Origin of the sequence: Tolumonas lignilytica, assembly GCF_000527035.1 — a bacterium.
GTDB lineage: Bacteria > Pseudomonadota > Gammaproteobacteria > Enterobacterales > Aeromonadaceae > Tolumonas > Tolumonas lignilytica.
The window spans coordinates 2,302,649-2,316,531 of the sequence record NZ_AZUK01000001.1 but is presented as its reverse complement, the minus strand read 5'-3'; the positions used below and the strand labels follow the sequence as shown (position 1 = coordinate 2,316,531).

The following is a 13,883-nucleotide window of genomic DNA, read 5'->3' as shown; positions in this document are numbered from 1 at the left end:
AGCAAATACCGATACAGAATGAATGGATATTACGCAAGATCAATGAATCGCATAGCCATGCTCGATGCCTATTTTTGTTACAAGTTAATTACATCATTACAAACCCCCAAAACAGGTGAATATTTATGCATTTCCTTGCTTAACAGATGTTACGTCCACAATATGGAAAATGTTAAGGATATTTATCCATAAGAAGGCATAAAGTCATCTATACTCACCATGAAATGCAATCAGTTCGTGCAATATAAAAATCTTTTGCACTATTTTGGTGATAATTAATATCTATATGATTTTTAATTATTTTTGCACACAAGAGCCTTGTTTGAACCCCTATTCTATTGCCTTGAATTGGGGCGAAAATCACAGTATATTTTTTGGTTACGAGCCCTCAGAGTTAAAACGATAAAGCTGGCCCCCTAAGCCAGCTTTTTTTAACGACTGCGGATGGACGCGTATCTACAGAGAGGATTAATAACGTGATGGAACCGGCGGTACCCCAACGACAAGGGATGTATGACCCCGTAAACGAACATGATGCGTGCGGTGTCGGATTTGTGGCCCATATGAAGGGTCAAAAAAGTCATAGCATTGTCGAACAGGGTTTGTTGATCCTGAAGAACCTCGACCACCGTGGTGCAGTGGGTGCTGATCCGCTGCAAGGCGATGGCGCAGGTATTCTGATTCAAATCCCTGATCAACTGTATCGCGAAGAACTGGCCAAACAAGGTATTACGCTGCCACTGGCAGGTGAATACGGCGTTGGTATGGTGTTCCTGCCGCAGGAAGCGGCGTCTCGTCTGGCTTGCCAGGAAGAGATCGAACGTGCGGTACGCGGTGAAGGCCAGGTCGTGCTGGGCTGGCGTGATGTACCGGTGAACCGTGACATGCCTATGTCTCCGGCAGTAAAAGCCAAAGAACCGGTTATTCGTCAGATTTTCGTTGCCCGTGGCCCAGATGTACTGGTGACCGATGCGCTGGAACGTAAACTCTACATCATCCGTAAGCGTGCATCTCATGCCATTCGTGCTCTGAAACTCAAACACTGCTACGAATTCTACGTGCCATCATTTTCTGCACGTACTGTGAACTACAAAGGTCTGCTGCTGGCCGATCAGGTAGGCGTTTACTATAACGACCTGGCTGACCCACGCTGTGTGTCTGCGCTGGCGCTGGTTCACCAACGTTTCTCCACTAACACCTTCCCAACATGGGATCTGGCACATCCATTCCGCATGATCGCGCACAACGGTGAAATCAATACCGTGCGTGGTAACGTGAACTGGATGCGTGCCCGTGAGCGTTCAGTCACCTCTCCGGTGCTGGGTGCTGACTTAGATAAAGTATGGCCGCTGATTTATCCAGGTCAGTCAGACTCTGCGTCTTTCGACAACGCATTGGAACTGCTGATCATGGGTGGCTACTCCATGGCACATGCCGTGATGATGATGATTCCGGAAGCGTGGGAAAAACATTCCCTGATGGATGAAAACCGTCGCGCGTTCTACGAATATCATGCCGCCATGATGGAACCATGGGATGGCCCAGCTGCGGTTGCCTTCACCGACGGCCGTCAGATTGGTGCTACGCTGGACCGTAACGGTCTGCGCCCAGCCCGTTATCTAGTGACTAAAGATGACTTGGTAGTCATGGCTTCTGAGTCTGGCGTACTGCCAATCGAAGATTCGCGTATCGCGCAAAAATGGCGTTTGCAGCCAGGCAAGATGTTCCTGATCGACATGGAACAAGGCCGCATCATTGACGATAAAGAACTGAAAGATTCATTGGCCAGCTCTAAACCATATCGCGAATGGCTGAGCAAAGTTCGTATCAACATTGATGAAATTCCTGGCGAAGCACAGCCTTTCGATAAAAAAGCGTCTCTGCTGGATTATCAACAAGCGTTCGGTTACACCATGGAAGACACCAAAGTTCTGCTGACCCCAATGGCAGAAAAAGGTGAAGAAGCGATCGGTTCCATGGGTAACGATGCCGCCTTGCCGGTACTGTCCAGTCAGAATAAAGTGCTGTTCAATTACTTCCGTCAGTTGTTTGCGCAGGTAACCAATCCGCCGATCGACCCGATCCGTGAAGAGATGGTAATGTCGCTGGTGTCTTTCATTGGCCCACGTCCAAACCTGCTGAACAATGCCGACATCAATCCACCGATCCGTCTGGAAGTGGCTCAGCCAATCCTGAATGCCGCCAAGATCGAGAAGATCCGCAATATTCAGCAATACACCAATGGCAAATTCCGCTCGCATGAGCTGAATATCTGCTACCCGGTTGCTTGGGGTAAAGAAGGTGTTGAAGCCCGTCTGGCGTCTCTGGCCGCAGAAGCCGAAGATGCAGTACGTGGTGGTGCCAACATCCTGCTGATCTCTGACCGCAACATTGATCGTGACCACATTGCCATTCCTGCATTGCTGGCGACGTCAACCGTTCACCTACATCTGGTGAAAAAAGGTCTGCGTACCAACACCGGTCTGGTGGTTGAAACCGGCTCTGCCCGCGAAACGCATCATTTCGCCCTGCTCGGTGGCTATGGTGCCGAAGCCGTTCACCCATGGCTGGCCATGGAAACCCTGCGTGAAATGGCAGGCGGCGACGCAGCGAAAGAAGAGAAATACGTTGCTAACTTCGTGAAGGCAGTCGGTAAAGGTCTGTGCAAAGTCATGTCGAAGATGGGTATCTCCACTTACATGTCTTACACTGGCGCGCAAATCTTCGAAGCTGTGGGTCTGAAGAAGGCATTTGTTGATAAATACTTCTCTGGTACACCATCTAAGGTCGAAGGTATCGGTCTGTTTGATGTGGCTGAAGAAGCGATCCGCATGCACGAAGCGGCATTCTCTGCCGATCCGGTACTGGAAAACATGCTGGAAACTGGCGGCGAATATGCGTTCCGTATCCGTGGCGAAGACCATATGTGGACACCGGATGCCATTGCTAAACTGCAGCACTCTACCCGTAGCGGCAAATACGAGAGCTACAAAGAGTATGCCAAGATCATCAACGACCAGACTAAACGTCATCTGACGTTACGTGGTCTGTTTGAGATCAAGAAAGCGGCTGAACCAGTTCCGCTGGAAGAAGTGGAATCAGCGAAAGAGATCGTTAAACGTTTCGCGACTGGTGCGATGTCGCTGGGTTCGATTTCTACCGAAGCTCACACCACGCTGGCTGTAGCGATGAACCGCATCGGCGGTAAATCTAACACCGGTGAAGGTGGCGAAGATGCGAACCGTTTCATCCCTGTGAGTCAGCCTACCCTGCTGTCTGACATTATCGGTAAATCACGTATTGAGCGTGATCTGGAACTGCAGGCGGGTGACAGCTTACGTTCAGCTATCAAACAGGTTGCATCTGGTCGTTTCGGTGTCACCGTTGAATATCTGGTGAATGCCGACCAGATCCAGATCAAGATGGCGCAGGGTGCTAAACCAGGTGAAGGTGGTCAGTTACCTGGTGATAAAGTTTCCGAATATATCGGTAAACTGCGTCACTCTGTACCGGGTGTAGGTCTGATTTCTCCACCACCACACCACGATATTTACTCGATCGAAGATTTGGCTCAGCTGATCCACGATCTGAAAAACGCCAACCCATCAGCTTCTGTGTCTGTGAAACTGGTGTCTGAAGTGGGTGTTGGTACCGTCGCTGCGGGTGTATCCAAAGCGAAAGCGGATCACGTGGTTATCGCGGGCCATGATGGTGGTACCGGCGCATCGCCGCTGTCTTCCATCAAATATGCGGGTTCGCCATGGGAACTGGGTCTGGCCGAAACACAACAAACGCTGGTGTTGAACCGTCTGCGTGGTCGTATCCGCGTGCAGGTTGACGGTCAGATCAAGACCGGCCGTGACGTGATCATCGGTGCTCTGCTGGGTGCGGATGAATTCGGTTTTGCAACCGCACCGCTGGTGGTTGAAGGCTGTATCATGATGCGTAAGTGTCATCTGAATACCTGCCCAGTTGGTGTTGCCACTCAGGATCCTGAACTGCGTAAACGCTTCACCGGTCAACCAGAACACGTCGTGAACTACTTCTTCTTCGTTGCGGAAGAAGTGCGTGAACTGATGGCTGAAATGGGTATCCGTAAATTTGAAGATCTGATTGGTCGTTCTGATCTGCTGGACAAACGTGCCGGTGTTGAACACTGGAAAGCACAAGGCCTGGATTTCAGCAATGTATTCTATCAACCAGCAGTAGGTGCTGATGAACCTCGCCTGCATGCCGGCACTCAAGATCACGCGCTGGAAAAAGCACTGGATCAAGAGTTGGTGAAACAAGCTATGCCAGCACTGGAAAACCGTCAGCCAGTGCGCATTGAATTACCAGTGAAAAATATCAACCGTACGGTCGGTACCATGCTGTCTGGTGAAGTTGCCAAACGCTTCGGTGGTGCCGGTCTGCCGGATGACACCATTCATGTCACTCTGAATGGTACTGCTGGTCAGAGTTTTGCCGCGTTCCTGGCTAAAGGTGTCACACTGGAACTGGTTGGTGAAGGTAACGACTACGTTGGTAAAGGTCTGTCTGGCGGTCGTATCATCGTACGTCCAAATGCCAACTTCACTGGTAAGACTCACGAAAACACCATCATCGGCAATACTGTCATGTACGGTGCGACCTCTGGTCACGCCTACCTGAGTGGTGTCGGTGGCGAGCGTTTCGCTGTCCGTAACTCCGGTGCTACCGCCGTTGTGGAAGGTGTTGGTGACCACGGTTGTGAATACATGACAGGTGGTACCGTTGTGGTTCTGGGCCAGACCGGTCGTAACTTTGCAGCCGGTATGTCTGGTGGTCTTGCCTATGTGCTGGACGAAGACAACTCTTTCGCGAACCGTTGCAACCTGTCGATGGTTACCCTGGAAAAAGTCTTACCGACCGCAGAGCAGTCCGTAGATGATCCATGGCACACCGATCAGAGTGATGAAGACCATCTGAAAGCACTGATCGCGCAACATGCGAAATACACTGGTAGCCCTCGCGCACAAGCGATTCTGGCTGACTGGGATACTTACCGTGGTAAGTTTGTAAAAGTTTATCCAAATGAGTACCGTCGTGCTCTGAAGGAAATGACTGCTGCACCGCAGGAAAAGGAGATTGCGTAATGGGTAAGCCAACCGGTTTTCTCGAGTTTGATCGCGTGAAGGAACACTACGCTCCCGTTGAGGAGCGTGTGAAACATTACAGCGAGTTTGTACCTACTCTGACGGTGCAGGAAGCTTCTACCCAGGGCGCCCGTTGCATGGATTGCGGTATTCCGTTTTGCAACAATGGCTGTCCGGTGAACAACATCATTCCTGACTGGAATGATCTGGTTTACCGTGGCAAAGCCGAGATGGCAATCCGAGTGCTGCACTCTACGAACAACTTCCCAGAATTCACAGGCCGGATTTGTCCGGCCCCTTGTGAAGCAGCCTGTACGCTGGGCATCAATGCTGATCCTGTTGGCATCAAGTCAATCGAGCGTTTCATCATTGATACCGCATGGGAAAATGGCTGGGTAAAACCACAACCGGCTGCAGTTAAGAGCGGCAAAAAAGTGGCTGTTGTTGGTTCAGGCCCTGCGGGTCTGGCCACTGCACAGCAACTGGCTCGTGCCGGTCATGACGTGACTGTGTTTGAGAAAAACAGCCGTGTCGGTGGTCTGCTGCGCTACGGTATTCCTGATTTCAAACTGGACAAGAGCGTCATTGACCGTCGTACTGCACAGCTGGAAGCGGAAGGTGTGGTATTCAAAACCAACACACTGGTTGCACTGAATAACGACTTGCCTGCCGGTGTTGCCAACGATGCCAAGGCTGTGGTCACTCCGGCGCAACTGGATGCTGAATTCGATGCCGTTGTTCTGGCGGGTGGTTCAGAAACGCCACGCGATCTGCCGGTTCCTGGCCGTGCGCTGAGCGGTATCCATTTCGCACTGGAATTCCTGATCCCGCAAAACAAAGAAGTTGCAGGTGATGGTGCCAATCCAATCAACGTGAAAGGTAAACACGTTGTGGTGATCGGTGGCGGTGACACAGGTTCTGACTGCGTAGGTACCTCCAACCGTCACGGTGCTGCGTCTGTGACGCAACTGGAAGTAATGCCGCAACCGCCTGTGCAGGAAAACAAAGCGCTGACCTGGCCATACTGGCCACTGAAACTGCGCACCTCTTCTTCTCATGAAGAAGGTTGTGTGCGTGAGTTTGCGGTTTCTACCAAAGAGTTTATCGGTGAAAACGGTAAGCTGACAGCGCTGAAACTGGTCAAGGTTGAATTCAAAGACGGTAAACTGGTCGAAGTTCCAGGTTCTGAATTTGAACTGAAAGCCGATGCAGTATTCCTGGCCATGGGCTTTACTAACCCACTGGCGAAAGTGCTGGATGCATTTGGTGTAGCCAAAGATGCCCGCGGTAATGTCAATGCCACTACCGATGGTGAAGGCTGCTACGCAACCTCAGTACCAAAAGTGTTCGCTGCTGGCGATATCCGCCGCGGTCAGTCACTGGTGGTCTGGGCTATTCGCGAAGGCCGTCAATGTGCCCGTGAAGTGGATGCGTTCCTGATGGGTTCCAGCCTGTTACCGCGTTAAGCTCAAGCTGAAGCGTAAAAAAGCCCCGTCCTGCTGATGGGGCTTTTTATTTAGTGTTACACTGCATTTTATTTGTAACTGGATCATTAACATGCGTTTGACCGTTCATCACTCCCATGAGGTGTTGCCATTATGGCAAGACAGTCTCAGTAAATTGTTACTAGCTCACCAACTCACCATCGACACTGCACATGCTTTAGGTGATTGGCATTTGGCAACGTTCAATGATCGTGTTGTTGGGCTAGCCATTAGTCAGAATGATCAGTTGTGTTTTTTTGCAGTGCGGGATTTAACACGTCGTCGTGGAATTGGCCGTTATTTGTTAGCCGATACCTTACGCAAGTTAATTGAACAAGGTCAGCCGCGGATCAGCATCGATCTCAGTCAGGTTGCTGAACATGAATCGGCCGGTTTGCAGGCTTTTTTACGACAGGCTGGCTTTTATGCCGATGGCAGCCAGTGGTATCTTGATTTGTAATTTGACTGACTGAACACCAGCACAATGGCTGATGTTCAGTTTGTTAACAGACTTTTTGCCGATCAGAAAATGATTTTCTGGATCTGCGCATCTTTACGTTGCAGGTAATGTGTTGAATGGATCCGGCGGATAGTACGTGATTTACCACGGATCAGCAGCGTTTCTGTCGTCGCCAGCATGCCATCACTGGTGATCCCTTCCAGTAAATCACCTTTAGTGATCCCTGTGACAGAAATGATCACGTTATCGGTTTTCGCCATGTCTTTCAGTGTCAGCACCGATTCAACATCAATGCCCATTTGCTGACAACGTGAAATTTCCTGTTCGCCCAATACACGGTTTTCTGGTGTATCGCCTTTCACTTTATGCCGCGGCAATAGACGGCCTTGCATATCGCCATCTAACGCACGCACCGTGGCCGCGGAAATGACCCCCTCTGGCGCACCACCGATACAATACAGCATATCGATTTCATTATCTGGCAGGCACGTCAGCATCGAAGCCGCCACATCACCATCAGGGATCGCAAACACACGCACACCCATATCCTGCATTTCTTTAATGGCTGCGTCATGACGCGGTTTTGCCAAGGTAATGACGCTCAGACGGTGCAGCGGTTTATCCAGTGCGCGGGCAACAGCCACAATGTTTTCAGCCAATGGCCGATTCAGGTCAATCACACCTTTCGCACGTGGACCAACAATTAATTTTTCCATGTACATATCAGGCGCTTTCAGGAATGACCCTTTATCACCTGCGGCCAACACAGCCACCGCGTTGTTCTGCCCCATTGCTGTCATGCGGGTACCATCGATCGGATCAACAGCAATATCAACTCCATCACCGCCACAACCAACCTTTTCACCGATATACAGCATAGGCGCTTCGTCAATTTCGCCTTCGCCAATGACGATTTCACCATCGATTTCAATCTGGTTCAGCACATAGCGCATGGCTTCCACCGCAGCGCCATCAGCCAGGTTTTTATCACCACGCCCCAACCATTTATAGCCAGCAAGGGCAGCCGCTTCAGTTACTCGGGAAAATTCAATTGCCAGTTCACGTCTCATTAGGGATACCTGCAGATGCTTTGAAAATTGCTGCCCAGCAGCAGAATGGGCGGGAGTTTACCACATTTGCGGGTAGCTGCCGAGCAACCTGAAAATGATATCTTTATGTTGTCGCCCGGTTATCTCTGGCATCTCATGTGCTTCATTTTATTTCAAACAGGAAATAGTTATTCCTGGTTTTTAATAAACATGAATATATTTTTACTAAAAAATCAAACCTATCGATTAATTAAATAATTAAAAGTCAAATTTAATTAATTTAAAAAATTAAATTTAAAATAATTAATAAAAATAAAAACATTATCCCTAATAAAGTAAATAAAAAATCACAATCTATTGTGACTTATTTAGCTTTAGCTAAAACGAATAAATAAGACACTACCACAACAAAAGCTTAATCAAGCGGTAACAAAACTGTCATTTTACCCCCTTAGTATTCATTGCGGAATTACTCAGGGGCAACTCAACCCTCACAAAAAAATGAAGGATCGATGATGAAACAATTAACTGCTGTGGCCGTGGCTGTTCTGGTAGCAACTGCAACTCAAGCGAATGCAACTGAAGTTTATAACAAAGACAGCACTAAAATTGATTTGACCGGTCGTGCTTATGCAGGTCAATTCCTGGGCACCAAAAACAATGGCACCGAAAAGAGCGAAAAATACGGCTCTAACAACTACATCCGTTTGGGTGCTAAAGGCGAAACTGCAATCAGCAGCACTCAGAAAGCCATTGGTGTTTATGAAGCTCAGTTCAAATCACAATCTACTGAAACTGACGTTAAAGAAAACAGCAGCAACGTAACCACTCGTCTGGCTTACGGTGGTGTGAAAGATGACACCTTCGGTACTGTTACTTTTGGCCGTCAATACGGTGCAGTCGGCACTATGGCCGCATGGACTGACGTTGCCCTGACTGATGGTTACGGTAACGATGGTCTGGGTATCAAAGCAGACCAATACGGTACTTACCGTGCAGGCGAAATGCTGAAATATACCGGTACATTCAACAATGTACAGTTTGATGCTGACTATAAATTTGACAGCAACGGCACCGATGTAAACAGCACTGTCTCTGGTGCATCTACTAGCGAAACTACTGCCAATGTCGCTGCTTATGGCGCTGCGGTTAGCTACAACCACCCATCAGGATTCTCTGTAGGTACTGGTTATAATGCGGCACAACACAAAGTGACTGGTGAAGGCGATGCCAAACTGTGGATCATCGGCGCGAAATTTGATGACAAATCTTGGTATGCCGCGCTGAACTACGACAAAGGTTCTAACTTCTTCTATTCTGGTACCAATGCAGTTGATATCACTGGGACTGAAGCAGCATTAGGTTATAACTTTGCCAACGGTTTCGGCCTGATGAGCACTTATAACAAAATGAAGCAGAAAGTGAGTGGTAGTGCAGATGTTAATGCTGTTGACTACTACACTCTGGGCGCTCAGTACAAATTCAACAAAAATCTGCGTGTTATGGCTGAATACCGTATCAACAATAAAGACAACGGTGTGAATGCATCTGCAACAGGTTATTCTGCAACAACCGCTAATGGTGTTGATTACAAAAACGACTACCAACTGGCTGTGCGTTACGATTTCTAATCTTTCCAGACTCCGGGATAAAATTCAAAGCCGCCTTTTGGCGGCTTTTCTTTTTTATTTCTAACGATATTCTCGTTACAGCATGTAATTATCAGCTAACGCAATACGCGCCACACCCGACTCCACCGCTGCCAATGCAACGGCACGGGCCACACGCGGTAATAAACGCGGATCCATCGGTTTCGGTAACACGTAATCAACACCAAAGGTCAACGCAGAGACACCTGCCGCATGCAATACCTCAGCAGGTACAGGTTCCTTCGCGATGGAGCGAATAGCTTCCACGGCCGCACGCTTCATGGCACTGTTGATACGCCGAGCCCGAACATCCAGCGCCCCACGGAACAGGAACGGGAAGCAAATAACATTATTCACCTGATTCGGATAGTCGGAACGACCAGTTCCCATGATCAAATCACTACGCGCAGCTTTAGCAAGTTCCGGCTGAATTTCAGGATCCGGGTTGGAACAGGCAAAAATGACCGGATTGGGTGCCATCGTTTTTACCAGTTCGGCAGCCAATACATTCGGCCCAGAAACACCCACGAACACATCTGCACCATCCATGACCTGTGCCAGTGTGGTCAGGCCAGAATCATTGACGAAACGACGTTTGTGTTCATTGATATCGGTGCGGCCGGAATGGATCACACCTTTACGATCCAGCATGTAGATATTTTCCTGTTTGGCGCCACAGACGATCAACAGATCCATACAAGCCACGGCTGCAGCCCCGGCCCCCATACAGACAATGCGTACATCGGCGAGGTTTTTCCCCTGGATCTCCAGCGCATTTAGCATACCCGCCGCCGTAACGATGGCCGTGCCGTGCTGATCATCATGGAAGACAGGAATATCACATAACTCGATCAGGGCTTGTTCGATTTCAAAGCACTCCGGTGCTTTAATATCTTCCAGATTGATACCACCGAAGGTATCGGCGATATTGGCCACTGTGCGGATAAAATCGGCATTGTCCGTGTGTTTTACTTCGATATCGATCGCATCAATCCCGGCAAAACGTTTAAACAGCAGTGCTTTACCTTCCATCACTGGTTTTGATGCCAGCGGCCCCAAATTACCCAACCCGAGGATCGCGGTACCATTCGTGATCACCGCAACCAAATTCGCTTTTGAGGTATAGCGATACGCATCATCCGGATTGGCCGCAATTTCACGTACCGGTTCAGCCACGCCCGGGCTATAAGCCAGCGACAAATCATGGGCAGTTTCTGCCGGTTTGGTCAGTGCAACGGCAATTTTGCCAGGAACCGGATGAGCATGATAATCAAGAGCAGCTTGACGAAGATCGGCGGACATAGAGACTCCCTGTGCAGAATAAAATAACCGACACTGGTTAATTTTCTTCTGATGATAGACCAGCAAATACCAATCACAAGGGCTGATTGAATCCATCATGGAAAAATTTTATGTCGCTAAAAAGCACAATGCCAGCACGAGGCTGGCATTGTTTGAAAACACATCAACAGAGGGAAGATTAGTTCTTGCCGCCCAGTACGTTGAAACGTTTTTTGAAGCGATCGATACGACCACCAGTGTCCAGCACTTTCTGTTTGCCGGTGTAGAAAGGATGACACTCTGAACATACGTCCAGGTTCAGATCTTTACCGGTAGAACGGGTTACGAACACGTGACCACAAGAGCACTTTGCAGTGATTTCGTGGTAGTCTGGGTGAATACCTTCTTTCATGGGAAACCTCTGATTCAGGCCGTGTCGCCATCTGACCCGAAGCCAGACACCACACGAAACATTAAACGGATATTTTCAAGGGTCAGAATGATATAGGATAGGCATCACACCCGCAAGTAAAGACGCAGAAAAAACAGACTTCCCGTGCCCGAAACTTCTTCTCTTATTCAGGTGGCATTGCCGGTACCGCTATATCGCCGCTTTGATTACCAAACCAAAGATGCCCGCCCCCCCATCGGAAGCCGGGTTGGCGTTCCTTTTGGCAAGCAACAGTTAGTCGGTCTGGTGGTTGCGCATCCCACCCAGACTGAATTGCCATTGGATAAACTGAAACCCATCTCCCGGATCCTGGATACTGAATCGCTCTTTCCACCAGCATTGTGGAGTCTGTTATTGTGGGCTGCCAATTATTATCACCACCCGCTGGGTGAGGTGCTGCATCACGCGCTCCCCGTTCTGCTACGCCAAGGGGAACCGGCAGAACGAAAACCGATCCCATGCTGGCAGCTGAGTTCGTCAAAGCCTGATATGCAGGCCAACTTGAAACGTGCACCTCGCCAACAGCAAGCATTGCAGTTATTACAAGACGGGCCTTTACCGGCAGCAGAATTACGTGAACAAGGGATTGATACTCCCGTCTTAAAACAGCTCGCCGCCAAAGAGTTGATCCGCCCGTTTGATCTGCATTTGCAGGCCAGAGAATGGCTCGATCATCTGCTGTTACATGAAGAGAATGTGCCCTACCTCAATCTCGAACAGGCGGCGGTATTGGCTGCCATCAGTCAGGCTGAAGATCGACGTCCATTTCTGCTGGAAGGGGTAACCGGTTCTGGCAAAACTGAAATTTATCTGCAGTTAATACAAGAAAAATTGTCCCAAGGGCGACAGGTACTCGTGCTGGTGCCGGAAATCGGACTGACACCCCAATTGTTGCGCCGTTTTCGTCGTCGCTTTCATGCCCCGATACTGACACTGCACTCCGGTATGAATGATCGGGAGCGACTGGATACCTGGCTGGCTTGTAAGGCAGGCGAAGCGGCCATATTGATCGGCACCCGCTCTGCGATTTTTACCCCATTTAACTCACTGGGGTTGATTGTCGTCGATGAAGAGCACGATATGTCGTTCAAGCAACAGGAAGGGTTCCGTTACCATGGCCGAGACTTGGCAATCGTGCGGGCCCAGCGGGAACAGATCCCCATTGTACTTGGCTCTGCCACACCGTCGCTGGAAAGCCTGCACAATGCCTTGCAAGGGCGTTATCACCATCTGCAGATGAAACAACGCGCCGGTGGAGCACAGGCGGCACAACAGCATTTACTGGATGTAAAACATGTGCCCTTGCAGGCCGGTATTGCCCCCCAATTGTTGCAGTTGATGGATGAGCAACTGGCGGTCGGCAATCAGGTGATGCTGTTTTTAAATCGCAGAGGATATGCCCCGGCGCTGCTTTGCCATGATTGCGGTTGGGTGGCCGCCTGCCCGCATTGTGATGCGTTTTATACCTGGCATCAGCAGGATAGACGCCTGCATTGTCATCATTGTGATCATATGCGCCCAGTGCCTTCGCAATGTCCTGAGTGTCATGGCCGCAATCTGGTCAGCTCTGGCGTTGGCACCGAACAGTTAGCCCAATTTCTGGAGCAACGCTTCCCGGCGTATAAAACGATACGCATTGATCGCGATAACACCCGTCGTAAAGGTGAATTAGAAGCGCATCTCACCGCAATCCGTCACCGGGAATATCAAATCTTGTTAGGCACCCAGATGCTGGCCAAAGGTCATCATTTCCCTGATGTGACCTTAGTCGGCATTCTGGATGTTGATGGAGCCTTGTTTGCCTCTGATTACCGGGCAACCGAACGGCTGGCACAACTTTACGTTCAGGTTGCCGGACGTGCCGGACGGGCCAATAAGCCCGGCATGGTCGTGCTGCAAAGTCATCACCCGGAGCACGCCTTGCTGCAAGATTTACTGAACAATGGTTACGCACATTTTGCCCGAACCTGTTTACAAGAGAGACAGGTACTATCGCTGCCGCCGTTCAGTTTTCAGGCTGTGCTGCGTGCGGATGCGCCATCCAGAGAACTGCTTGAGCAGTTTATGCAGCAAGCCACCCAGATTTGTCATCATTATGGGGCACCTGACTTGCAACTCGTTGGCCCGATCAGCCCAGTCATGGAACGGCGGGCTGGCCGTTACCGTATGTTATTGATGCTCCAGTGTTCTCAGCGCATGCACTTGCAACACTATCTGCATCATTTAGTGCCGGCTATTGATGCGCTGCCCATGACACACTCGCTACGTTGGCATCTGGATATCGATCCGCAGGAAATAGCTGGCTAGATCATGAAATATAAGCTGGTTATTTGCTAAGCAGGTCAACAACATTAATACTCAAGAGGTTAGCTCAGAGAGCGAAGTCGACCTTCCG

General features: G+C 49.7%; 8 protein-coding genes. 5 read left to right on the top strand and 3 right to left on the bottom strand.

Annotation, left to right across the window (positions count from 1 at the left end; translation table 11 throughout):
* Positions 1 to 479: 479 nt before the first annotated feature.
* The 3 genes from H027_RS0110810 to H027_RS17755 all read left to right on the top strand — a co-directional run bounded on the left by H027_RS0110810 (position 480) and on the right by H027_RS17755 (position 7,058).
* On the top strand, positions 480 to 5,114 hold the full coding sequence (locus H027_RS0110810; protein ID WP_024872472.1) for a glutamate synthase-related protein: 4,635 nt from the start codon (positions 480 to 482) through the stop codon (positions 5,112 to 5,114).
* Entirely contained in the window at positions 5,114 to 6,580 is a 1,467-nt protein-coding gene (locus H027_RS0110805; RefSeq protein WP_024872471.1) for a glutamate synthase subunit beta, read from the top strand. The genes H027_RS0110810 and H027_RS0110805 overlap by 1 nt, the downstream gene beginning before the upstream one ends.
* A 91-nt stretch (positions 6,581 to 6,671) precedes the next feature.
* The gene (locus tag H027_RS17755; protein ID WP_024872470.1) at positions 6,672 to 7,058 is read left to right on the top strand and encodes an acetyl-CoA sensor PanZ family protein; all 387 of its coding nucleotides are present in this window, start codon (positions 6,672 to 6,674) and stop codon (positions 7,056 to 7,058) included.
* 62 nt (positions 7,059 to 7,120) lie between these two features.
* Here the strand turns inward: H027_RS17755 and glpX are convergent, their stop codons facing one another.
* Positions 7,121 to 8,128 carry a class II fructose-bisphosphatase gene (gene glpX / locus H027_RS0110795; protein ID WP_024872469.1) on the bottom strand — a complete coding sequence of 336 codons (1,008 nt, stop codon included), beginning with the start codon at positions 8,126 to 8,128 and terminating at the stop codon, positions 7,121 to 7,123.
* A 494-nt stretch (positions 8,129 to 8,622) separates the two neighbouring features.
* Here glpX and H027_RS0110790 point away from each other — a divergent pair, with 494 nt between their 5' ends.
* Positions 8,623 to 9,738, top strand: coding sequence for a porin (locus H027_RS0110790; protein WP_024872468.1), 1,116 nt, complete (start codon positions 8,623 to 8,625; stop codon positions 9,736 to 9,738).
* Between the two features lie 75 nt (positions 9,739 to 9,813).
* On the opposite strand, the gene H027_RS0110785 is transcribed toward H027_RS0110790, so the two are convergent.
* On the bottom strand, positions 9,814 to 11,058 hold the full coding sequence (locus H027_RS0110785) for a malic enzyme-like NAD(P)-binding protein (protein ID WP_024872467.1): 1,245 nt from the start codon (positions 11,056 to 11,058) through the stop codon (positions 9,814 to 9,816).
* Positions 11,059 to 11,236: 178 nt separating this feature from the next.
* On the bottom strand, positions 11,237 to 11,449 hold the full coding sequence (gene rpmE / locus H027_RS18680) for a 50S ribosomal protein L31 (protein ID WP_081741466.1): 213 nt from the start codon (positions 11,447 to 11,449) through the stop codon (positions 11,237 to 11,239).
* A 144-nt stretch (positions 11,450 to 11,593) separates the two neighbouring features.
* Between rpmE and priA the strand changes: the two genes are divergently transcribed.
* Entirely contained in the window at positions 11,594 to 13,795 is a 2,202-nt protein-coding gene (gene priA / locus H027_RS0110775) for a primosomal protein N' (protein WP_024872465.1), read from the top strand.
* The last annotated feature ends 88 nt before the right edge of the window (positions 13,796 to 13,883 follow it).